This window comes from Streptomyces sp. NRRL WC-3618 (assembly GCF_001280005.1).
Classification (GTDB): Bacteria; Actinomycetota; Actinomycetes; order Streptomycetales; family Streptomycetaceae; genus Streptomyces.
In genome coordinates, this window is the sequence record NZ_LGDW01000292.1 from 1 (window position 1) to 22,124 (window position 22,124).

At 69.7% G+C, this 22,124-nt stretch carries 18 protein-coding genes and 2 pseudogenes; 5 read left to right on the plus strand and 15 right to left on the minus strand.

Going from position 1 to position 22,124, the window contains the following annotated elements:
* Positions 1–1,046: 1,046 nt before the first annotated feature.
* A complete protein-coding gene (locus ADL01_RS23070; RefSeq protein ID WP_234354762.1) occupies positions 1,047–2,780 on the minus strand; it encodes a cellulose-binding protein in 1,734 nt (577 codons plus the stop codon).
* A 568-nt stretch (positions 2,781–3,348) separates the two neighbouring features.
* On the opposite strand from ADL01_RS23070, the gene ADL01_RS23075 reads away from it, so the two are divergent.
* Together ADL01_RS23075 and ADL01_RS46465 are read left to right on the plus strand one after the other, a co-directional pair.
* Positions 3,349–4,257, plus strand: coding sequence for a MerR family transcriptional regulator (locus tag ADL01_RS23075; protein ID WP_053743930.1), 909 nt, complete (start codon positions 3,349–3,351; stop codon positions 4,255–4,257).
* A 1-nt stretch (position 4,258) separates the two neighbouring features.
* A pseudogene (locus ADL01_RS46465) lies at positions 4,259–4,438 on the plus strand (hypothetical protein); the annotation flags it as partial.
* A gap of 171 nt (positions 4,439–4,609) precedes the next feature.
* Here the strand turns inward: ADL01_RS46465 and ADL01_RS23080 are convergent.
* A complete protein-coding gene (locus ADL01_RS23080) occupies positions 4,610–6,040 on the minus strand; it encodes a non-reducing end alpha-L-arabinofuranosidase family hydrolase (protein WP_053743979.1) in 1,431 nt (476 codons plus the stop codon).
* A 335-nt stretch (positions 6,041–6,375) separates the two neighbouring features.
* A complete protein-coding gene (locus ADL01_RS46470; protein WP_234354767.1) occupies positions 6,376–6,591 on the minus strand; it encodes a hypothetical protein in 216 nt (71 codons plus the stop codon).
* Between the two features lie 8 nt (positions 6,592–6,599).
* On the opposite strand from ADL01_RS46470, the pseudogene ADL01_RS46475 reads away from it, so the two are divergent.
* A pseudogene (locus ADL01_RS46475) lies at positions 6,600–6,878 on the plus strand (flavin reductase family protein); the annotation flags it as partial.
* Between the two features lie 138 nt (positions 6,879–7,016).
* Here the strand turns inward: ADL01_RS46475 and ADL01_RS23090 are convergent.
* From ADL01_RS23090 to ADL01_RS23115, 6 genes are all read right to left on the minus strand, one after another.
* Positions 7,017–7,334 carry a hypothetical protein gene (locus ADL01_RS23090; protein WP_053743931.1) on the minus strand — a complete coding sequence of 106 codons (318 nt, stop codon included), beginning with the start codon at positions 7,332–7,334 and terminating at the stop codon, positions 7,017–7,019.
* A gap of 36 nt (positions 7,335–7,370) precedes the next feature.
* The gene (locus ADL01_RS23095; protein ID WP_234354763.1) at positions 7,371–7,628 is read right to left on the minus strand and encodes an ALF repeat-containing protein; all 258 of its coding nucleotides are present in this window, start codon (positions 7,626–7,628) and stop codon (positions 7,371–7,373) included.
* 585 nt (positions 7,629–8,213) lie between these two features.
* Positions 8,214–8,477, minus strand: a complete 264-nt coding sequence (locus ADL01_RS45460) for a hypothetical protein (RefSeq protein WP_063783564.1) — start codon at positions 8,475–8,477, stop codon at positions 8,214–8,216.
* Between the two features lie 166 nt (positions 8,478–8,643).
* On the minus strand, positions 8,644–10,545 hold the full coding sequence (locus ADL01_RS23105; protein ID WP_053743933.1) for an alpha/beta hydrolase family protein: 1,902 nt from the start codon (positions 10,543–10,545) through the stop codon (positions 8,644–8,646).
* 59 nt (positions 10,546–10,604) lie between these two features.
* On the minus strand, positions 10,605–11,264 hold the full coding sequence (locus ADL01_RS23110; RefSeq protein ID WP_078960698.1) for a TetR/AcrR family transcriptional regulator: 660 nt from the start codon (positions 11,262–11,264) through the stop codon (positions 10,605–10,607).
* Between the two features lie 322 nt (positions 11,265–11,586).
* Positions 11,587–12,909 carry an MFS transporter gene (locus ADL01_RS23115; RefSeq protein WP_053743934.1) on the minus strand — a complete coding sequence of 441 codons (1,323 nt, stop codon included), beginning with the start codon at positions 12,907–12,909 and terminating at the stop codon, positions 11,587–11,589.
* 71 nt (positions 12,910–12,980) lie between these two features.
* On the opposite strand from ADL01_RS23115, the gene ADL01_RS23120 reads away from it, so the two are divergent.
* Positions 12,981–14,024 (plus strand): GlxA family transcriptional regulator, encoded by a 1,044-nt coding sequence (locus ADL01_RS23120; RefSeq protein ID WP_053743935.1) that lies wholly within the window; start codon positions 12,981–12,983, stop codon positions 14,022–14,024.
* On the opposite strand, the gene ADL01_RS42440 is transcribed toward ADL01_RS23120, so the two are convergent.
* The 4 genes from ADL01_RS42440 to ADL01_RS23140 all read right to left on the minus strand — a co-directional run bounded on the left by ADL01_RS42440 (position 13,929) and on the right by ADL01_RS23140 (position 18,614).
* The gene (locus ADL01_RS42440; protein WP_078960704.1) at positions 13,929–15,260 is read right to left on the minus strand and encodes an MFS transporter; all 1,332 of its coding nucleotides are present in this window, start codon (positions 15,258–15,260) and stop codon (positions 13,929–13,931) included. The two genes, ADL01_RS23120 and ADL01_RS42440, sit on opposite strands and share 96 nt — an antisense overlap.
* A gap of 88 nt (positions 15,261–15,348) precedes the next feature.
* Positions 15,349–16,398: an alcohol dehydrogenase catalytic domain-containing protein gene (locus ADL01_RS23130; protein ID WP_053743937.1), complete on the minus strand. Its 1,050-nt coding sequence runs from the start codon at positions 16,396–16,398 to the stop codon at positions 15,349–15,351.
* Positions 16,398–17,567 (minus strand): acyl-CoA dehydrogenase family protein, encoded by a 1,170-nt coding sequence (locus tag ADL01_RS23135; RefSeq protein ID WP_053743938.1) that lies wholly within the window; start codon positions 17,565–17,567, stop codon positions 16,398–16,400. The genes ADL01_RS23130 and ADL01_RS23135 overlap by 1 nt, the downstream gene beginning before the upstream one ends.
* Positions 17,568–17,699: 132 nt before the next feature.
* Positions 17,700–18,614, minus strand: coding sequence for an SDR family oxidoreductase (locus ADL01_RS23140; RefSeq protein ID WP_053743939.1), 915 nt, complete (start codon positions 18,612–18,614; stop codon positions 17,700–17,702).
* 107 nt (positions 18,615–18,721) lie between these two features.
* Between ADL01_RS23140 and ADL01_RS23145 the strand changes: the two genes are divergently transcribed.
* Positions 18,722–19,657 (plus strand): cyclase family protein, encoded by a 936-nt coding sequence (locus ADL01_RS23145; RefSeq protein WP_053743940.1) that lies wholly within the window; start codon positions 18,722–18,724, stop codon positions 19,655–19,657.
* Positions 19,658–20,107: 450 nt separating this feature from the next.
* On the opposite strand, the gene ADL01_RS23150 is transcribed toward ADL01_RS23145, so the two are convergent.
* On the minus strand, positions 20,108–20,701 hold the full coding sequence (locus ADL01_RS23150; RefSeq protein ID WP_053743941.1) for an ATP-binding protein: 594 nt from the start codon (positions 20,699–20,701) through the stop codon (positions 20,108–20,110).
* A 514-nt stretch (positions 20,702–21,215) separates the two neighbouring features.
* Entirely contained in the window at positions 21,216–22,121 is a 906-nt protein-coding gene (locus ADL01_RS23155; RefSeq protein WP_053743942.1) for an acyl-CoA dehydrogenase family protein, read from the minus strand.
* Between the last annotated feature and the right edge of the window lie 3 nt (positions 22,122–22,124).

Genomic DNA, 22,124 nt, shown 5'->3' on the forward strand with positions numbered 1-22,124 from the left:
GACGAGCAGCGCCGCCAACGCGGCCAGGGCCGCGACCACGGCGGCGAACACTGCGGGTGGACGTCTGCGACTGAAAATACGTCTGCGCATCAGGACCTCATTATCCTTGAGCAAGCGACTCCGGTTCGGCCCGTCAAGGGCTGCCCGGAGGCGGTGTGGTGGGGCCCTCGCGTCCGATATGCCGAACAAGGGTCGAAGTGTCGAGCAATTGGATGATAAGGATCCAGTGGTCGGCGTCAATACCTCTCGCGAAATTCGCAGGCGGAAACGTTCGCAGACCGAAACCGGGCGGCTTCAAGTCCCGTGGTTGCACGGGACTTTGGCGTGAGGGGCAGGCAGCGGTGCGGGTGCGGGCTTGGTGATCATCACGGACCCCGACCAGGTCGCTCATCTGAGCCTCCGGTCGGCCAGGGGGTGTTTCGAAAGTCCCGTGCGGCGCCCGCGGTGTCCGGTGCGTACTCTCGGCGTGAATGATCATGGGCTTGGCCGGCAGCTCGGCGCCGGAGGGAAGGAGGCCTCCCTCGGCCGATTCTGCTGGTCCCCCAGGCCCCTGGCCCAGAACTCGCTCGGGCCGTGGACGGCGACGTCGGTCGCCCTGGCCATGGCGCGGTCGATCTCGGCGTCATCGCCGCTGCCGACCGCAGCCCAGAGACGGCTGAAGCCCGTGCCACCGCGGCGGTGGACGACCTCGGCTGCGGCGTCGTTGGGCAGAGGCCAGGCCGGGAGTGTGGCCAGGCCCAGGCTCGTGAGGCAGTCGAGCGGGTAGGACTCCGGCAGGTTGCTGTGACGTGCGGGAACGCAGACCCCGCGACCGTCCGCCCGGCGAACCGCCGGGCGGGCTCGCGCAGGTCGACGCAGTGGCCCGGAACGCGGCCCGTGGGCCGCGTTCCCGGGTCGGGAGCGGTGCCGATGCAGGCCAGGTCCAGGTCAACGACCCGGGCCTTGTCTGTTTCCTGACCGCCGACGCCGGCGCGGAGGCCGACGGCCCGGCGCGCACGCCACGGGTGGGTGGCGTTGCTGCCGGGCCGTCAGTCACTCACGCGGTCTCACTTCCCGTGCAAAGCCCTGCGGCGACGTCCGCGAAGCGCCAGCACGCCGCCGACAGCGATGACCAGCAGGCCACCGAGGCCGCCGTACGTGACCGCGCTGCTCGCCCCGGTGGAAGCCAGGTCGCCGGACGCGCTGCTCGGGGTCGGCTGGCCGGCGGGTGCGGCGCCGATCTTCGCCTCCGCCTGCGCCCGGGTGCCGGTCGTGCCGAGCGCCGAGACAGCCGGCGCGGGGGCGGCCGGCACGGCGGTCTTCGTGGGGACGGGCGACGGCTTGTCAGCGGCAGTCCCCGACGCGGGCTTCAGCTGAAGAGTCGTGATCGAGTACGGCGGCAGCGTCTGTGCGACCGCCGTGCCGCGCTTCGCCGTCGTGAGGGCGGTGTCTCCCTGGCCGTACGAAACGGTCGTGACCGCCCCTGCGGCCGGGGTGAATCCGGCGTACGAGAGCGACACCTGCGCCGCGTTCTCCGGGCTCTTGTTGGTCAGCATGACGTTCAGACCGCCGTTGCCGCTCCGCACCGCGTGCACAGTGACCGACGAGTTGCCCGAGGACGACTTGACGATGGTGTCGCCAGGCTGCGCCAGCGCGGTCAGCGAGCGGATGCCCCAGTAGATGGGGAAGGGCGTGTCGCGCGACGGTTCGCACTTCCCCCCGGCGCAGGTTCCGGCGGAGAGCACACCCCCGTCCTGGTAGTCGGTCTGGCCGTGGACGGTGGTGGGTGCTTGGTCCGTGCCGTTGTGCAGGTTCCACCAGTCCACGTGGGTGGCGCCCTGCTCGAACCAGGTCATGTAGGTGTCCGGCGCGAACAGGGCCGCGGCCTGGCTGGTCTGGGCGGGCGAGCCGACGGCGCCGTTCTCGGTGACCGCGATCTCCACCGAAGCGGCGCGCGAGCCCGTGTACTTGGCGATCAGAGAGCGCAGCTCGGACGTGGTAGCGGCGATCCGGGAGGGGGTGTTCAGCAGGTCGGCCGTGGTTTTGCCGCCCGGATACCAGTGGACGATGACGAAGTCGATCGAGCTTCCCGCGATGGAGAGCACCGTGTTGTTCCAGTCGGCGGTGTCACCGGGAGCCTTCTCCTTGTCCGGCCAGCCGCCGGGGGTGGTGAGCACCGCTCCGATCTTCACCGTCGGGTCCACGGCCTTCATCGCCTTCGAGTAGGCGACGAGGTTCTTCCCGTACTCCTTCGGGCTCTTGTCGGCGTGGTTGTCGGTTTCCCAGCCCTTGCCGTTGCCGTAGTGCCCGTTGCCGTAGACCTCGTTGCCGATCTCCCAGTACTTCACGCCGTAACCCTTTTCGACGTTGGCGTACTTGACCCAGTCGGCGGCCTCCTGGGCAGTGCCGGAACCGTAGTTCGCGGTCAGGATCGGCTGGGCGCCGACCTTCTTCGCGATGGTCATGAAGCGGTCGAAGTTGGTGTTGGAGGGGATCCAGCCCTTGCCATCGCCGTGGGTGTGGGTCTTCCAGTGGTATTCGTCCGCGCCGGAGCCGCCGGGATAGCGCAGCTGCCGAACTCCCGCGGCCTTCATCAGCGATGTGACCTTGGCGTCCCCCATGTGCTCGTCGCCGAAGCCCAAGTTGAGGCCGGCACCGCTGCTGGGCACCGTGCCCAGGGAGGTACCGGCGTCCACCTTGATGCCGACGGTCGCCGCGGCGTCCGCGCTGGGCGCCAGGGCGCCGACACCGGCCGAGGCGGCGAGCACCGCCACCGCCCCCGCGACAAAGCGCCGGCGCATCGGGCTACGGCGGGGCGTGCGCCCCCGAGGCATCGGCTGCTCGGCGGATATCGGGTTGTCTGGTGACACGTGGGGCTCCGATCGGGTGTTGACACAGAGTGCGTAGCGCCGCTGACCACGGCTCGCCCTCGTCGGTACGCCCCTAAGTGGCCACTCAGAGCGGAAAGGTTGCCGCCTTGATTATTTTTTTTCGCCGAGACCCGGCCGCACACCGCCCCGCGGTGGCCGAGCGGCTGAAGCCGCACAAGAAGCACGGGAAAAGACAGACGGCGGCCGCCGCCACCGCGTGTGCGACATCCCGTGGGTTCCCGTGGTTCTTGCCGGAACCCTGAGCCCTGACCTGGGGCTTCTCTCTCGCTCGCGTGATCGGCCGGTCAGTGACGTGACTTCGGGATTCCTGAAGCTTTCTCGTCCGATCTGATCAGTCCGCAGTCTGGTCGAAGGCGGGGAGGCGCATGCTGTCGACGCCGGCGGTGGTGAGAAAACTCGACAGAGCTCTGGAGAACTCACGGGATGTCGCACTGAGGCGCTTGAGTCTCCAGCCGCCGGAGAGTTCAGGATCTCACTCATGGACGACGAACGCCCCGACGTGCTCACCATTGGCCGGCTCGCGCACCGCACCGGACTTCCGGTACGTACCCTGCGCTTCTGGTCGGACGAGGGGGCGGTGCCGCCTGTGGGCCGTTCCGCGGGCGGCTACCGGCTGTACGACGCCGAGTCCGTGGCCCGCGTCGAGCTGGTCCGGACCCTGCGGGAGCTGGGCCTCGGGCTCGACGACGCGTGCCGTGTCCTGAGCGGCCGCACCACGGTCGCCCAGGTCGCCGACGCGCATGTGGCCGCGCTCGACGCGCAGATCCGCTCCCTCAAGGTGAGCCGGGCCGTCCTGTCCACCGTGGCGAAACGGGGTTCGACCGTTGAGGAGACAGCACTGATGAACCGGTTGGCGCGGCTTTCCGCCGCCGAGCGCAAGCAGATCATCGACGAGTTCAAGGAGGAGGTGTTCGGCGGCCTCGACGACCCGCGCCTGCGCGACCGCATGCGCGCCTTCAGCATCGAACTGCCCGACGATCCCACACCTGAGCAGGTCGACGCCTGGATCGAACTGGCCGAACTGGTGCGGGACCCCGGGTTCCGCACCCGGTTGCGCACATGGATGGAGCTCAACACGCCCATACCGGGGCAGGGCCCTCCCCCCGGGGCGTCCATCTGGTGGGCCAGGCAGATCGTGCAGACCGTCGCGGAGGTCAGAAAAGGCGGGGTCGCTCCCGAGGGGCCGGCAGCGGCCGAGGTGCTGGCCGAGCTGTTCGGTGACGCCGATCGGGCCGCCGTGCTGCGCGGCCTGGAGGCCGGGATCGAGGCAGGAGCGGAGCACTACCGCAGGCTCGTCGCCCGTGTGCGCGGGCAGAGTTCGTCGCCCGACGCGACCGAGGAGCTGGAATGGCTGGCGCGGGCCCTTCGCGCCGCGGATCAGACCTGACCTGGTGCTCGACCTCGGCTCGGGGCAGGCCGCCGACCTTGCGGTGCCGCTCGACCGGGGCGAGCTGATCGCCTACGGGCCGCGGCTGTCCGACAACGGCGCCACCCGGCTGGGGACGGCGGCGTTGGTCCGGAGGCCGGACCCGGACACGACACGCGCCATCACGCTTGCCCGTTACGCCGCCATGCGCCCGCGGGGGAAACCCACGAAAGGAAGGAACCCCGGCCGACCCTCGACCGGGGTTCCTCAAGGTGGTGAGTATCGGTCAGCGGGTGGAGTCGCCCACGCCGTAAACCACTCGTCTACGCGTCGGCGGACCGCCCCACATCGCGATCACCGTGGATCAGGCGGGTCAGCGCTGCAGGGTGAGCAGGGCCGGCCGGTACGGCAGCCTCAGGTAGTTGGGTTCCTGTGTGTTGTTGGGGAGGCCCTGGTAGAGGAACTGCAGGTTGCAGGGATCGATGGTCATGGTCTGGTCGGGGTTGTCGCGAACCAGGTCACCGTGGCTGACGCCCTGGAACAAGGTGGAACCGCTGTTGGCCTGGCCCGCGAAGGGGTTGCTTTCGGTGGCGGCCTGCGGGGTCCACGGACCGTCCAGGCTGGAGGCGGTGAACGAGCGGAAGAAGCGCTGCGTCCCCTGCGCCTCAACGATCATGAGGTACTGGTTCTGGCCCTTGACCTTGTAGACCTCCGGCGCCTCGAACAGAAGGTCCCTTACGTCGCTCATGACCGTCGTGTAGGAGGTGCCGAAGTTGCCCGGGAAGTTCGCGAGCGGCATGCTCGCCCGGTAGATCTTGCCGTTGTCAGCGGCGAAGAACAGGTACATGTTCTGGTCGTCGGCGATCATGGTCGGGTCGATCGGCTTGTCCTGCTGGTTCGGATCGGGGCCCGGGGGGAGAGTGCCGGTGAACAGCGGCTGCCTGGCAGACCAGCCGTTGGGGTTGGTGGGGTCGCTGGACGTGCGGTAGTAGAGCGGCCACTGACCCCACTGGGACACCATCACCCAGATGTTCTTGGTCGAGAGGTAGAACAGCTCGGGCGCCACCGCGCCGTCGGTCATCTGGGTCTGGGTGGCCGCCCCCATGTCCGACCAGTTCGTGAAGGGACTGAACGTCGTACCGCCCCAATTCGTTCCGTCGGAGGTGGTCGCGTAGACCAGGTTCTTGCCGTTGTACTTCACGGTGGTGAAGTCCTTCAGCGCGAGCTGCCCGTTGGCCGGCTGCGCCAGCGCACCGGTCGAGGTCCAGCGGTAGGTCGACGGAAGAGCACACGTGTTGCCCGTCCCGGCCAGGCCGGTCCACTTCTGGTTGGCGCCGCCGGTGCACGACCAGAGTCGCGCCTGCGTGCCGTTGGCCGAACCCCAGCCCGCGGCCTCCAGGCACAGCCCGGACCGCACGCCGACGATCGTGCCGTCGGAGTTCACCCGCCACTGCTGGTTGTCACTGCCGGTGCACGACCAGATCTGCACCGGGGTCCCGTTCGTGGTACCGCCGCCCCGGGCATCCAGGCACTTGTTGCCGTACACGGTCAGCTGGCTGCTGTCCGTCAACGTCCACTGCTGGTTGACTCCGCCGTGGCAGTCCCAGATGTGCACGTTCGCGCCGTCGGTCTGGCTGAAGCTCTCCACATCGAGACAGCGGCCGGAAGCAACACCGCGCACGTCGCTGGTGGTGGCCGCCTGAGCCGGGCCGGCGACGAGCAGCGCCGCCAACGCGGCCAAGGCCGCGACCACGGCGGCGAACACCGCGGGTGGACGTCTGCGACTGAAAATACGACTGTGCATCAGGACCTCGTCATCCTTGAGCAAGCGACTCCGGTTCGGCCCGTCAAGGGCTGCCCGGGGGCGGTGTGGTGCGACCCTGACTGTCCGATATGCCGAACAAGGGTCGAAGTGTCGAGCATTTGGATGATAAGGATCAGGTAATCAACGTCAATAGTTCTGACAAAATTCGCGGGAAGAAACGTTCGCAGACTTAAACCAGGCGGCCTCAAGCCCCGTGCCCGTAGGGGTCTTTGGCGTGAGGAGCAGGCAACGGTCCGGGCAGGGCCCGGTCATCATCACGGACCCCGACCAAGTCGCCCACCTGCGCCTCTGATTCGGCCAGGTGCCGACCCCGCTCACGGCGGAGCCGGGCACTCACTGACGCCGGTCGGTCGACGTGTGCCCGCGGCGGTCGTCCACGGTGCGGGGAGCGCCGAGTCGACGGCCTGCCGTACGAGTTCGACGCGCCCGACGCACTCGAAGACATGGTCCGCGCCCGTCGGCAGCACATCCCGTACCCCGTCCGTCGTCGTCTTCATGGTCGGCCGTACGTCGAGGACATGGCCGCTCATCGCCCGCGCGGGTGTCTTTCTGCGTCAACGTACTGGGCGCCGAGCAGGGCGAGTTCTGCCGTGGTTTCGCGAAAGGCGGGGCGGGCAGGTTCGCGGGCGTCAGCTACTACGCGGCCCCGGTCTCCGGCTCCCCGCGCCTCGCGGGCGCCCCCGACTGGATCGACCGCACAATTCAGGCAGTGCACACGGGAGGCGACCACTTGATCGTCGCGGGGCGGGTGGACGCGCTGGGGTCGGGCGAGGACGAGGGCACTCCGCTGCTGTTCCATCGGGGGCAGTTCCTCTGACCCAGCCCTCCCGAGTCATTGGACCGCTGCAGATGACACGGGCAGCGACAGCACGTACCGGGTCGGCGAACAGAGCAGGCGTGGCAGTTGCACCTACGCGCGTCCACCACTTCAGGGCTCCTGACCACCGACCTCGAACTAGCCCGCCGGCTCCGGCAGTCGGGCACCCCGGCTGTCGGCGACGCGGAGCACGTCACCGAGTACCTGCGTAACGGCCCGCAGCGCGCGCCGCAGGGTGTCCTCGCCCGCCTTGAGGTCGTCCAGGACCACCTTCGCACCCCCAAGTACGTCTGCTCCGTCCCGGAGTTGGTCCGCCTCGATCTCGTCCGCGAGCCGGGACAGCCGACCTGGGACGCCGCCCGTGGACAGGAAACAGGGCTTGCCGTTGTCGCTCTCCCACGGCAGCAGCCGCAGCCCGACGGGAGGCGTGGAGCAGGCGTTGCGGTCGTACGTCACGGGCTCACCCCGGTGGGGTGGGCTGCCGTCGGCGTCTCATGCATCATGGGGGTCCCTTCCGAGGGGACCGACCACGGTCAGGAAGCGCTGGACATCGGCGTCACCGCCGGTCAGAGCGACCTCGGCCGCCGCCTTGAGGCCGGGGCCGCCGGACTTCCATAAGTTGACGATCCTGCCCCGGTCGGTCGCCGGCACCGGGTCGATGACCTCGCTGCCGGGCACCTCCACCGCGGCGGCGGGCACAGCCTCCACGACGCCGCCTGCGAGAGCCAGGGGCAACAGGCCAAGACTCACGGCGTGTATGGAGCGTCTGACCCTCCCCACGTCGCCCGGCCTGTACATTCTTCGGTTCAAAGGACGCTCGCCTCGATTACCGACAATTCGTTCTGCCGGTCGTTGACTATCGGCACGGCGAGCATAGCTTTGAATATCTTGGGTGCGAATCCGATATCCGGTCGACGGGCGGAACGGGTGGCCGACATTCTGTTTTCCGCTCCCGAGGCCGATCGACAGCAAACCGACAGAAAGGCGACGACCGGGCACCCTTCGCGTGCTCGACAACGCCAGGGCAAGGGGTATTGAAAAGCTATGGATCAGTAACGTCGTTGACGATCGGCGAACCCGTGAGCCAGGTTCGAGCCACACCTTTACTCTTTGATTGCCAAATGGGCACACCTGCAATGATTCAGGCGGCACGCCCGAAAAGGAGTGCGTGGTGCTTTTCCGCGCCCGTAACTTTATGATTTCTGGGGCTGTCGGTTTACTTGCCGCCGCCATCGGAATTCCACTCGCCGTCGCCGATGACTCCGCCGTTGCCAAGGCCGTGGCCACCGCCCCGTGACCGGCGGACGTCCCGCCGGTCGCGGTGGAGGACTACAACTACCCCGGCGCCGCCGATGTTCTCGCGAACCGGGGCATCACGCTGAAGAAGGGCGACGGCCACATCCTGGTCGTGGACTGCAACGCCTCGGCCGACCAGATCAGGGCCACGCATCTGCGCGTACTCCACACGCGGAAGCATGCGATGCCGAGCCACCAACTGCTCGCACTCGACTTTCGCCGACCCGTCACGGGGCGCAGTTCGGCGAACTCCGAGCCGTTGCGTGTGATGTGGACGGTCTCACCGTCATCGACCGCGTCCATGACGGCGGCGGAGTTGTCGCAGAACTCGCACTCATCCCTTCATCGTGAGCTTGTAGGTCAGCACCTTGTACTCCCACTGTGCGGACATGTGCCGGTCTCCCTTCGCGTCGTGCATTCCGGATGCGTTCTCTTGTTCTCCTGACCTCATCAGGGCGTGCCGGTCGGGCTAGCTGCTGCCCGGTCCGCCCAGGTGCCGGGCGAGGAAGTGGTCTGCCGCGCGGTACATGTCGATGTTGTTCTCCGGGTTCACGAAGCCGTGGCCTTCGTCCTCCTTGACCATGTACTCGACTTCGAGGCCGCGAGCGCGCAGCCTGTCGACGATCTGGTCGGACTCGGCCTTGACGACACGGGGGTCGTTGGCGCCCTGGACCACCATCAGCGGCGTGCGGATGTCGTCGACGCGGCTGAGGGGTGAACGGGCCCACAGGTCCGCTTCCTGCTCGGGGTCATCGGGGTTCCCGGCGTACAGGTACCAGTTGTTGACCAGGTAGGGCTTGACGAACTCCGGTACGTTCCGCAGGTAGGTGACGAGGTTGGAGGGGCCGCAGAAGTCGATCGCGGCGGCGAAGACGTCGGGGGTGAAGGAGACGCCGACCAGGGTGGCGTAGCCGCCGTACGAGCCGCCGAAGATCGCGACGCGGTCCGGGTCCGCGTATCCCTGCTCGACGGCCCAGTGGACGGCGTCGATGAGGTCGTCGTGCATCGCGCCGCTCAACTCCCCGATGCCCGCCTTGAGGAACGCCTTGCCGTAACCGGTCGAGCCGCGGAAGTTGACCTGCAGCACCGCGTACCCGCGGTTGGCGAGGAGCTGGGCGCTGGGATCGAACCCCCAGCTGTCCCGGTGCCAGGGCCCGCCGTGGACGAGCAGGACCAGAGGCAGCCGCGCGGGCTGCACCCCCACGGGCAGCGTCAGGTAGGAGGGAAGCTCCAGTCCGTCGCGCGCGGGGACCGTGACCGGCGCCATGGGGGCGAGGACTTCGGCGTCCAGGTGCGGGTAGGGCCTGAAGAGCATACGGTTCTGCCTGGTGGTGTGGTCATAGAGGTAGGTGACACCGGGGTCGCGGTCGTGGTTGAAGCTGACGACCCACCGCTGCCCGCTCACGTCCGACGACAGGGCCAGCAGGTCGCCGTCGGACAGCTTCTCCAGGTTCTCCAGGACCGCGGCGAAGTCCGGGTTCAGGGGCCGGATCACCTGCCGCTCTCCGAGGTAGCGCACCCCCATCAGCTCCCCGGTGCGCCGGTCGCAGATGAGCGGCGAGGGCAGCGTGGGGAAGACCGCGGAACGCGGGTCGAGGTCGAAGAGCGGATGGCTGTCGACCTCGGTCTCCGCGCCGGAGGCCAGGTCCAGCCGCACCACCCGGGTCCGGTCACTGTCGCGGCTGGATCCGATCCACGCACCGGTGCCGTCCGGGGTGAGCTGGAACGGCTGGATGTCCAGCGGGTAGTCGGAGCCGTCGAACGTGATGACCGGCCGCATCGTCCCTGCCCCGGGGTCCCACTGCGACAGCTCGATGTCGCCGTCTGCTGTCAGCCCGTGGGCGTACAGCTTGCCGTCGGGCGTGTGCAGCAGACCGCCGATATGGCCTGGGTTCTGCGCCAGCACTGTCAATTCGCCGGTGGCGACGTCGAGTTCGTAGAGGTCGAACTCAAGGGGATTGCGGTGGTTCAGGTGCAGGGTCGCCTTGCCCGGCCGGGCGACGCTCGTCTCGAAACCGACGGCCCTGGCCCCGGGGAAGGGGGTGAGGTCGACCACCTTGGCATCCGGGTCGTCCAGGTCTACCCGGTAGATGTGGTAGTTCTCGTCGCCGCCGCCGTCCTGCTCGTACAGCAGCCAGCGCGGATCGTCGGTCCAGTGGTAGCGGAGCACGCTGCGGTTGTCGTCGGCGGTGACGCAGCGCGCTTCCTCGTCCGAATCGACGCTCTCCACCCATACGTTGAGGCGCTCCCGCCACGGAGCCAGGTAGGCGATCCTGGTTCCGTCGGGCGAGATCGTTGCGCCGGCACGGACGGGAGAGCCGAAGAATTCCTCAACGGTGAGGTGCGGGACCTCGTGCGGAATAGCGGGCATGGGAAGACTCCTTCGGGTTTCGCCTGGTTCAGTCCGGCATGTTCCTGAGGCTCGGCGTCTCAGGCGACGGGGTCGCCGATGGCTCCGCCGGTGGCGGTGCGGATCGCCTGTGCGTAACGCCGGGCGAGGGCCGGCACGTCCTCGAACTCCGTCAGGTCGGAACCGGCGAGGATGGCCGCGCCGATGTGCTCGTCGAGGACCCGCACCACCGAGGCTGCCGACGCCGCGTACAGCCGCACCTGAAGATCATCGGCCGGGCGCTCAAGACGGCCACTCATGATCGCGCTCAGCTCTCGTTCCGTCTGGTCGCAGGCCATCAGCCACGCCGTGCGCAGTGCGGGCTCGGTGTCGGCGAGACGGATCATCTTCATCGCGAGCATCTCGTCGGCAAAGTCGACGGGCGGCTTCTCTTGACCGAGTCGGGTCAGCGCCGTCACCAGATGCTCCGTAAGGGAAACCTCCCGCGGCCAGGCGTGCAGCACGCTCAGGAGCGTGACGACGCCCTGCGTCACGATCGGCTCGGCGCAGCTCTCCTTGCTGCGAAAGTGCCGCCAGATGGTGCGGGTCGACAGGCCCACGGCCTCCGCGATCTGATCACCGCTGGTCGCGGCCACTCCCTGCTCCCAGAACAGCCGCGCCGCCTCCCTGGAGATCTCAAGGCGCAGCCGTGCACGCCGCTGCTCGCTCATCCCTCCCCCGCTGCGCTTGTTCGTCATCATTGGGCCGACCCCTTTTCTTACGCACGTCTTCAAACGACAGTATGTCACTAAGTGACACTAGCGACCCGACCGCAGCGGCTCGGTCCCGGGGATCGAGAGGAGGCAGCTGCGCAACGGGGAGTGCCTGCCCGGGCGGAATCCTTCGAGCGGTGGGCCGGACAGCTCAGAGGACAGGGTCGTGAGACAAAAGTGCCGTGTCCCTCGAATGAGACGTGCATAAAGCCCAGGTCACCGCAGCGGCACGGGACATTCCGAATGCGGTCCTACATTTCCCTCCGCGACTGATGCCCCGCTGAACCACGCCGGAATGCCTCGGAATCCCTCACCCCACAGCCCCCACCACTCGACCCACCCCACGCCGCCGAATCACCAACGCCATCAGCGCCGCCGCCGCGCACAGCGCCCCCGACGCGTACCAGACCACGTCGTACGAGCCGAAGACATCCCGTGCCAGGCCGCCGAGGAAGGCGACGAGGGCCGCGCCGACCTGGTGGGAGGCGAGGACCCAGCCGAAGACGATCGCGCTGTCGTCGCCGTAGTGCTCACGGCACAGGGCGACGGTGGGTGGGACCGTGGCGACCCAGTCGAGGCCGTAGAAGACGATGAAGAAGATCATCGGTGGGTGGACGGAGGGGGCGAGCAGCATCGGGAGGAAGAGGAGCGAGACGCCGCGCAGCGCGTAGTACACCGCCAGGAGGCGGCGCGGGTCGTAGCGGTCGGTGAACCAGCCCGAGGCGATCGTGCCGGCCACGTCGAAGACGCCGACGACCGCCAGCAGTGAGGCGGCGGCCGTGATGGGCATGCCGTGGTCGTGGGCGGCGGGCACGAAGTGGGTCTGGATCAGGCCGTTGGTGGAGGCTCCGCAGATCGCGAAGGTCCCGGCGAGCAGCCAGAACGGCCCGGTGCGCACCGCCGACAGCAGCACCCGGATCGTGCGGCGGGCCGCCCCCTGGACGGGGGCCGGCTTCGGTACGAACTCCGTTGCCCCGTACGGCTTCAGGCCCACGTCCGCCGGGTGGTCGCGCAGCAGCAGCCAGACGAAGGGCACGACGGTGAGGGCGGCCAGGGACACCGTCACCGCCGCGGGGCGCCAGTCGTACGTCTCGATGATCCACGACAGCAGCGGCAGGAAGATCAGCTGGCCGGAGGCGGACGCGGCGGTCAGGATGCCCGTCACCAGGCCCCGTCGCTCGGTGAACCAGCGGTTGGTGACCGTCGCCGCGAAGGCGAGCGCCATGGAACCGGTGCCCAGGCCGACCAACAGGCCCCAGCACAGCATCAGTTGCCAGGCCGCCGTCATCCACACGGTCAGGCCGGAGCCGAGCGCGATGACCGCGAGGGCGACCGCGACGACCCGCCGGATACCGAAGCGGTCCATCAGCGCGGCGGCGAAGGGGGCTGTGAGCCCGTAGAGCGCGAGGTTGACGGAGACGGCGGCGCCGATCGTGCCGCGCGACCAGTCGAACTCGTCGTGGAGCGGGTCGATGAGCAGCCCCGGCAGGGAGCGGAAGGCGGCGGCGCCGATGATCGTCACGAAGGCGACGGCGGCGACGAACCAGGCCCGGTGGACGCGGAAGCGCGGGGCCCGGCCGGGCTTCCGGAGATCGTCGGCGGCGTCGGTTGTCTGTCTTGAGGTCGTCGTCACGTCGTCAAGCGTCCGACCTGCGAACTCCTCGGGCGAGTGGCCCGAAGGACAGTGTTCGCTAGGATCGGGCCATGACCCTGCCCCGGAAGGACACCCAGGCAGACCCGGACTTCCGCCCCCACCGCGTCGTCGTCCTGGTCCTCGACGGCGTGCTGCCCTTCGAACTGGGCATCCCGCACCGCATCTTCGGCCGGCCCAGGGACTCCCTGCGCCGGTATCTGTACGAGGTCGTGACCTGCTCGATCCGGCCGCCGGGCCCGGTCGAGACCGACGCCGACTTCGCCATCCACGTCGCCCACGGCCCGGAGGCCCTGGCCACCGCCGACACGGTGATCGTCCCGGCGTCGTACGAGCTCGGGCCGGTCTTCGAGGAAGGCGTGCTGACGGACGAACTGGCCGCCGCCCTCGCCCACATCCGGCCCGGCACCCGGCTCGCCTCCATCTGCACCGGCGTGTACGTACTCGCCGCCGCCGGCCATCTGGACGGCCGCCCGGCGACCACGCACTGGTCCGACGCCGAGCACTTCCAGCGGACCTTCCCGAAGGTCAGGGTCGACGCGGACGTCCTGTTCATCGACGACGGCGACGTACTCACCTCGGCCGGTGTCGCGGCCGGTATCGACCTGTGCCTGCACATGGTGCGCCGCGACCACGGCGCCGCCGTCGCCAACGAGGTGGCCCGCCGTACGGTCGTACCGCCGCACCGCGACGGCGGGCAGGCGCAGTACATCCAACGCCCGCTCCCGGAACCCCAGTTGGCGACCACGACCACCGCCCGCGCGTGGGCACTCGGGCGGCTGCACGAACCGCTCCAGCTGCGTGACATGGCGGAGCAGGAGTCGATGTCGGTACGTACGTTCACGCGCCGGTTCCGTGAGGAAGTCGGCGTCAGCCCGGGGCAGTGGCTCACCCAGCAGCGGGTGGAACGGGCCCGGCATCTCCTGGAGTCCACCGGCCTGTCCGTCGACCAGGTGGCCCGCGACGCGGGTTTCGGCACGGCCCAGTCGATGCGGCAGCACCTACAGGCGGTGCTCGGGGTCACCCCCACCGCGTATCGCCGTACCTTCCGGGCCGGGGGCGTCGAGACAACCGGGAGCGGCAGGATCGCCCACTGAGCCAACAGAGCCGGCAGGAGCGGCCGTTACGACGGTGTCGGCACCCCTCGCCGCACGGCCACCGGAGCGCGTCTCGCCCCACCAGCCGACGGCCGTCAGCAGGAGCGTCAGGGCCACGCCGGCCAGGACCGCGGTGGACGGTGCCGTCACCTGGAGCAGGGCGCCCGCGAACGAACCCGCCGCCGCGTAACCCGCCCCGGCAGCCGCGTACATGACCGAGTAAGCCGCGGCCAGGGTGCTGGGCGGCAGCGCCTCGCGCAGGGACAGGTTGCGGGTGAGCAGCGCACCCGACTGGAGCATGCCGCTCACGGCCAGCGCGGCGGCGATCCCGGCCATCGTCGGTATCAGCGCGGCGCCGGCCACGCACACGGCCATTCCGACGATCAGGACCACGCTGCGGGTGCGCAGCCGCCCCGGCCAGGTTCTCAGGCCGTAGAGGAAGGCACCTAGTCCCGCGGCGACCGCCATTCCCGCGAGTATCGGGCCGGACCAGCCGACACCGATTCCGCGCTGTTCGAGAAGCGCGGGCAGGACGAGTTCGGCGAGGCCGAGCAGGGTGAGGCTGGCGGCGCCGGTGACGAACACCGGCCAGGCGCCAACGAGGAGACCGAGCAGCGAAGGACCCGCCCCCTCCTTTCCCTGGCCCTGTCCCGGCGTGTCGTCCCTCCCCCAGCCCGCTGGAAGCAGCCACAGGCCCGCGACGGCCGACGCCATCAGAACGGCGGCGAGGAGCAGCGGGAGGCGTGGTGCCGCGCCCAGCGCGAGGCCGGTGACGGCGGCCGGGGAGACGGCCCACACGCCCGACATCAGCATCGTCTCGGCGGACATCGCCTGCGCCACGGCCCGCGCCGGAACCAGGTCGGTGAGCAGCGCGCGCAACGCGCCGGCGCTCGCGGCCGGAGCGCCGCCGGCCACGAACGCGAACGCGGCGAGAACCACGGGATGCGCCCCCGGGAAGACCCCGAGTCCCACGAACCCCGCGGTCCCGGCCACGAGCCCGCCGGCCAGTTGCCTACGGGCCCGGTCGGGACGCAGCCGCAGACCGAGAGCCGGAGCGCCGACGATCTCCCCGAGCACGTACACGGCGGCGAGAACCGCGCCCAGGGCGTAGCCGCCCGGCCGTTCACGCACCAGGAACACCAGGGCCAGCGGCGCCATGGCCACCGGCATACGGGCGCCGACGGAGGTGCAGGACCAGATCAGGACCTGCTTGGTGGCGACGTCGCGATAGCTCATGGCCCGAAGGTAGAGGCCGGGACCGACAATGCCCCAGGGGATTTCCAGCACCTGTGGATAACCAGCGACCGGCAGCCCGCCGTGCCGCTCAGAACGTCAGCACCCCCCGCGCCACCCGCCCCGCCTGCGCGTCCCCCACCGCCTTCTCGAAGTCCTCCACCGGATACGTCTGCGTCACCAACTCGTCGAGCAGCAGCCGCCCTTCGCGGTACAGCTCGGCGTAGAGCGCGATGTCCCGCTGGGGGCGGGAGGAGCCGTAACGGCAGCCGAGGATCGACTTGTCCAGGAACATCGACGCGACGACGAAGGCCGCCTCCGCCGTGGCCGCCGGGACGCCGAGCAGGACCGCCTGGCCGTGCCGGTCGAGCAGGTCGACGGCCTGCCGTACGAGTTCGACGCGCCCGACGCACTCGAAGACATGGTCCGCGCCCGTCGGCAGCACGTCCCGTACCCCGTCCGTCGAGGTCAGGAAGTGGGTCGCGCCGAACCGCCGTGCCACCCCCTCCTTCGCCGGGTTCGCGTCCACGGCGACGATCCGCAGGGCGCCCGCGATCCGCGCGCCCTGGAGGACGTTCAGCCCGACCCCGCCCGTGCCGATCACCACGACGGTGTCGCCGCGGTCGACCCGGGCCCGGTTGAGCACGGCGCCCACCCCGGTGAGGACGCCGCAGCCGATGAGCGCGGCCGACGGCATCGGGATGTCCTTCGGGATGCGTACCGCCTGTACGGCCTTCACCACCGTGCGTTCCACGAAGGCCGAGTTGCACGCGAACTGGAACACCGGCTGCCCGCCCCGCGTGAAGGGCCGCCCCGGCCGACCGATCGCCTGCCGGCACATGGTCGGCCGCCCCCGGTCGCAGTCGGCGCACGCCCCGCAGTTGGCGAGCGTCGACAGCGCCACGTGATCCCCGGGCGCCACATGGGTGACACCGGCTCCGACTGCCTCCACCACCCCCGCGCCCTCGTGCCCGAGCACCACGGGAACGGGGAAGGGAATGGTGCCGTCCACAACCGACAGGTCGCTGTGGCAGAGCCCCGCCGCCGAGATCGCGACGAGCACCTCCCCCGCGCCGGGATCCCGCACCTCCAGATCATCGACGACCTCGATCCGCTTCCCGTCGAACAGCACACCGCGCATCAGCCGACCCCCTCGGGTCCGTTTGATCGCCTAGGTTCCTTGGGCAGTCCGAGCACGCGCTCGGCGATGATCGTGCGCTGGATCTGGTCGGAGCCGCCGTAGATCGTGTCGGCCCGGGAGAACATGAACAGGTGCTGCGCGGCGTCGAGTTCGTAGGGCGCCGTCCGCGACCACGCCACCGGTCCCACGGCGGCCTCCGCGCCCCGCACCAGCATGGCCAGCTCGCCGAGCCGTTGGTGCCAGCCGCCCCACAGCAGCTTGGCCACGCTCGGCGCTCCGGCATCGCCCGAACCGCCCAGTGTTCGCAGCGAGTTCCAGCGCATCACCCGTAACTCGGCCCACTGCCGCACGAGTCGCTCCCGTACGACGGGATCCTCGACCGCGCCGCTGTCGACGGCGGCCCGGACCACGCGCTCCAACTCCCTGGCGAACCCGATCTGTTGGGCGAGCGTGGAGACGCCTCGCTCGAAACCGAGCAGGCTCATCGCGACGCCCCAGCCGCCGCCCTCGGCTCCGACGAGGTGGTCCGCGCGCGCGTGCGCCCCGTCGAAGAAGACCTCGTTGAACTCGCTGGTCCCGGTCAGCTGCCGGATGGGCCGGACCTCGATGCGCCCAGGCTGGTCCATGGGGACGAGCAGAAAACTGAGCCCACGGTGCCGGACCGACCCCGGTTCCGTCCGGGCGAGCACAAAGCACCAGTCCGCCTCATGGGCGAGGGACGTCCAGATCTTCTGTCCGGTGATCCGGTACGACCCGTCGGCGGCCCGCTCGGCCCTCGTACTCACCCCGGCGAGATCGGACCCGGCGCCGGGCTCGCTGTACCCCTGACACCAGAGTTCCTCGCCGGCGGCGATCGGCGGCAGGAACCGGGCCCGCTGCTCCTCGCTGCCATGCGCGAGAAGCGTAGGAGCAAGCAGATTCTCCCCGATGTGCCCAGACCGCGCAGGCGCCCCGGAACGCACGTACTCCTCGGCCCAAACAACCTGTTGGGTAAGCCCGACACTCCGGTTCCCGTACCCGCTCTCCCCCCAGGAAAGCCCGATCCACCCCCCCTTCCCAAGAACCCGCTCCCAACTCCGCCGCTCAAGCCCTCCACCAACATGAGCACAAAGCCAACCCCGAGCTTCCGCCCGAAACTCCTCATCCCCGACGCCGAATCCAAACTCCACAGGGCTCCCCTCTCAACATGGGACGCGTAGACCCACCTGTAGGGGCGCGGGCTGTATCGATGTGCGGCTCCGCCGCGTGGGCGCGAACAACCACAACGAACCCGCACCCGCCAAACCACAAGCACCCCCGAGCTACTGGGCGTTGGGCCGAGCCCCATCCCGCGCCGCTCTCTCCATCTCCTCCAACCGCACAAGCATCGGCATCGGATCCACCCCCACAGACCCCGGCAAAAACTCCGCGATCCCCTCCACCGTCCACCCGCCGGAGGCATACGCCGCCCGCAACTCCCTAGGCTGCGCCCACACCGCGATCTTCGGTCCGGCGACCGTGTACACCTGCCCGGTGATCCCCTGCTCCTTCGCCCGGTCGGACAGCAGGTACACGACCAGGGCCGCCACATCCTCCGGCTCCCCGATCTCCGCCAGCTCCATGGGCACGTTCGCCGACATCCGCGTACGAGCGACCGGCGCCACCGCGTTCGCGCTCACCCCGTACTTGTGCAGCCCCAGCGCGGCGCTCCGTACGAGCGAGATGACGCCGCCCTTCGCCGCGCTGTAGTTGGCCTGCGACACGGACCCCTGGTGGTTCCCGCTGGTGAAGCCGATCAGCGTCCCCGACCGCTGCTGCCGCATCACCGCCGAGGCCGCCCGGAACACGGTGAAGGTGCCCTTGAGATGGGTGGCGACGACGGGATCCCACTCCTCCTCGGACATGTTGAACAGCATCCGCTCGCGCAGGATCCCGGCGACGCACACGACGCCGTCGAGGCGTCCGTACGACGACAGCGCCACGTCGACGACCCGCTGACCGCCGGCCATGGTGGACACGTCGTCGGCCACCGCGACCGCCTCGCCCCCGGCCGCCTCGATCTCCTTGACGATGCCCTCGGCGATCTCGCTCGTCGGTGAGGCGCCGTCGATGGAGACGCCGTAGTCGTTGACGACGACCCGCGCGCCCTCGGCTGCCGCGCCCAGTGCCACCGCCCGCCCGATCCCTCGGCCGGCGCCCGTCACGGCGACCACCTTGCCTGCCAAGAAGTTCCCCATGTCCGGCCCCTTCCCGCGGTTTCTGACGGACCGTTAGATTTTATGACCCGTCAGATATGCGGAGGCAAGCCCCGGGAGGGGTCCGGTCTCCAGGAAGGACCGGACCGATGCCGCTGCCGGCCGAGTTCCACGAGATCGCCAAACGCGTGAACAACTGGGGGCGTTGGGGGGCTGCCGACGAGATCGGCACTCTCAACCTCATCACCGACGCCGTCGTACGGGACGCCGCCGCGACCGTCCGCAGCGGCCACCGCGTCCCGCTCGCCCTCCCTCTCCAGCAGGACGGCGTCCAGACCGGGGCGATTCCGGGCCGACTGAACCCCGTACACGCCATGGTCCAGATCAACCAGGAGCTGTTCGGGCCGCCGGGCGGCGGAACCGTGGCGACGAGCGACGACATCGTGACCCTGGGGCTCCAGTGCGCGACCCACTGGGACGCCCTCGCCCACGCCTCCCATTCCGGGAAGCTCTACAACGGCCGCCCGGCGGACACGATCACGGCGCACTCCGGGGCCGAGTTCGGCGGCGCCGACAAGGTGCGGCACGTCGTCTCGCGCGGGGTGCTGCTGGACGTGGCACGCGCCCGGGGCGTCGACCGGCTGGACGGGGGGCACGCGGTCACTCCGGAGGACCTGGAAGCGGCGGAGGAACTGGCGGGCACGCGCGTGCGTGCCGGTGACATCGTGCTCGTACGGACGGGGCAGATCCAGGTGTACCTGGCCGGCGACAAGCACGGGTACACGTATCCCTCGCCCGGACTGTCGATCCGTACACCGGAGTGGTTCCACGCGCGGGACGTCGCGGCGGTCGCGAACGACACGCTGACCTTTGAGATCTTCCCGCCCGAGTCGGAGGATCTCTGGATGCCCGTCCACGCACTCGACCTGGTGGAGATGGGGATGCCGCAGGGCCAGAACTGGAATCTCGAAAAGTTGTCCACAGCCTGTGGACAAGAATGCCGGTACGAGTTCCTGCTGTCGGCGACGCCCGAACCGTTCACGGGCGCCACGGGCAGTCCGGTGGCACCCGTAGCGATCCTCTAGCGTCTGCCGAGCCCCTATCGAGCCCCCGTCGAGCCCTCATCGAGCCCCTGTCGAGCTTCCGTCGGCCGGTCGGCGGCGCGCCATTGCCCACCCCAAGTACGGCATCGCGCGCCGCCACCCGCCTTCGACGTTCCCGCTCCATCCCCCCCGGGACCCTGAAGGAGCCGACGCCGAACCACGATCCGCACTCGTCGAGGGCCCCCGTCACCGAACCCTCGCCGTCCCCTCCGGCGAATCGCGCTGAACACAAGCGTGTTCACGCGGTCACGTCACGTCAACACCTGTTCGGAGATTTGCCACTTACGTCCGTTTTGCGACGGCCGCGCACGGGGGCACACCCCGGCGCACCGCACCGCACCCGGCCCGGAAACCCCGGCGTTTCTGCACCTGTGCCCCGCCACGCGCCGCGCCGGGCATCCCGAACGCGCGCCGCACCGCCAGGACTTGCCGTCAGACGGCTTCGTACGCCGCCATGCCCCCGTACAGGGAGGCGGTGGCCTTAGCTGTGGCTGTGGCTGTGGTTCCAGCCGCAGCCGCAACCGTAGATGTGGCCGTAGCCGTGGCCGCGTCATCGCTCTCGTCCGTGTTCGCGTAGGACGCCGGGGCCGGGCAGCGGTCCAGTTCGCACCAGATGCGCTTGCCGATGCCCTCGGGGCTCCACCCCCACCGGTCCGCGAGCCCGTCGACCAGTTCCAGCCCGCGCCCGTTGGTGTCGTCACCCCCGGCATGCCGGGGCGCGGGTGGCCGGGCGCTCAGGTCGGCGACCTCCAGCCGGACAACCCCGCCGGACACACCCTGGGCGCAGGACCGCGCACCGGACCGCGCGCCGAACACCCCGTGGAACCCCAGCCGCAGTACGGCCGGACACCCGGTGTGCACCACCGCGTTGGTGACCAGCTCCGAGACGAGCAGGATCAGCGTCTCGGAGAGCGGGTCGTCGTCCGACACCCCCGACCCGGCAAGCCACGACCGCGCCCATCTCCGGGCCCGCCCCACTTCTGCGGGGTCGGGCCGGATCTCCAGCTGCACTTGAAGCACCTGCACCGCTCACACCATCCGAACCGGCGGACACATCGCCTCGCGCCGCACGAGGGCCACGATCGTAGCCATTTTTTGCATGCCCAGAACAGTAGTTGGGACATCGGCCAGATCAGGGATCACGGACCGTGTATCCCTTACGCGAAAGCATGGTTGACGTACAGTCACGCCAACAAGCGCTTCGGGCATATTCCAACGCGAAGGAGTACGCCTGCGGCATACTGTGCGACGCTCGCCACGGGTAGTCGAACAGACGGCCGCAGAACCGCGATCCGCCCCGCGAGCGGCACGCACCGCCGAATCCGGGGCCGCCTCAGGGGCGACACCGGGATGGCTCGGCCTCGGAACCACTCGCATTCCACAGAAGGTACCGGAGCGAACACCCGACTCCAGGCCGTGACGAGTCACGCCTAGGACACAACCCGATATCAACGCTGAGTAATCTCAAAACATCTCGACTACCTTTCCATCGCGCCACAATCGGCGGCATTATTCCGGCCATACTCAACTGATGCCCTAGTCACCGCACCTCGGCCAGTAACTCGTCGGCGAGCAACTCCTCACACTCCGTCACCGATCCGGGCCGCCGGGCCCGCACCCACGCCCGCTTCAGATACAGATGAACGTCCGACTCCCAGGTGAAGCCCATCCCGCCGTGCACCTGGACGCAGTCCCTGGCCCCGCGCACGGCGGCCTCGTCGGCGAGCAGCCGGGCCGCCGCGACGTCCGCCGGGTCGACGGTGACGGCTGCCGCGTACACCGCCGCCCGGGCCACCTCGACGCGCACCAGCATCCCGGCGCACAGATGCTGCACGGCCTGGAATGCTCCGATCGGCCGCCCGAACTGCTCACGCGTCCGTGCGTGTTGCACGGCCAGCTCGCACACCCGGGCGGCGCTGCCGAGCTGCTCGGCGGCGGTGAGGAGAGACGTCAGGAGTACGTCCGTACGGCCGCCGTCGGCGTCCGGCTCGACGGCCGCCGCGCCGGCCACCCGGTGCAGCGGCGTGAGCGGATCCACCGACCGGATCGCCACCGCCCCCGCCGCGCCCCCGCGCACGACATCGGCCGCGGCCAGCCACTCCACCACCCCGCCACCGTCGACGACGGTCACCACCGCCTCCCCCGTCGCCGCCCCCGGGACCTCCCCCGCCGCGAGATGCGTGGCGATCAGCGGCCCAGGCAGCAGGACGCGCCCCGCCTCCTCGAACGCCAACACCGCCTCGGGCAGCCCGAGTCCGACGCCGCCCGCCTCCTCCGGCAGCCGCAGCGCGAAGAACCCGGCGGTCCCCAGCTCCCGCCACAGCCCCCGGTCCAGCTCGGATCCCTCGGCGACCTCCCGCAGCCGCTCGCGCCCGAACCGCGCCGCCAGCAGCCCCCGGACGCCTTCCCGCAACGCCTGCTGGTCTTCAGTGAGTTGGAAACGCATGGG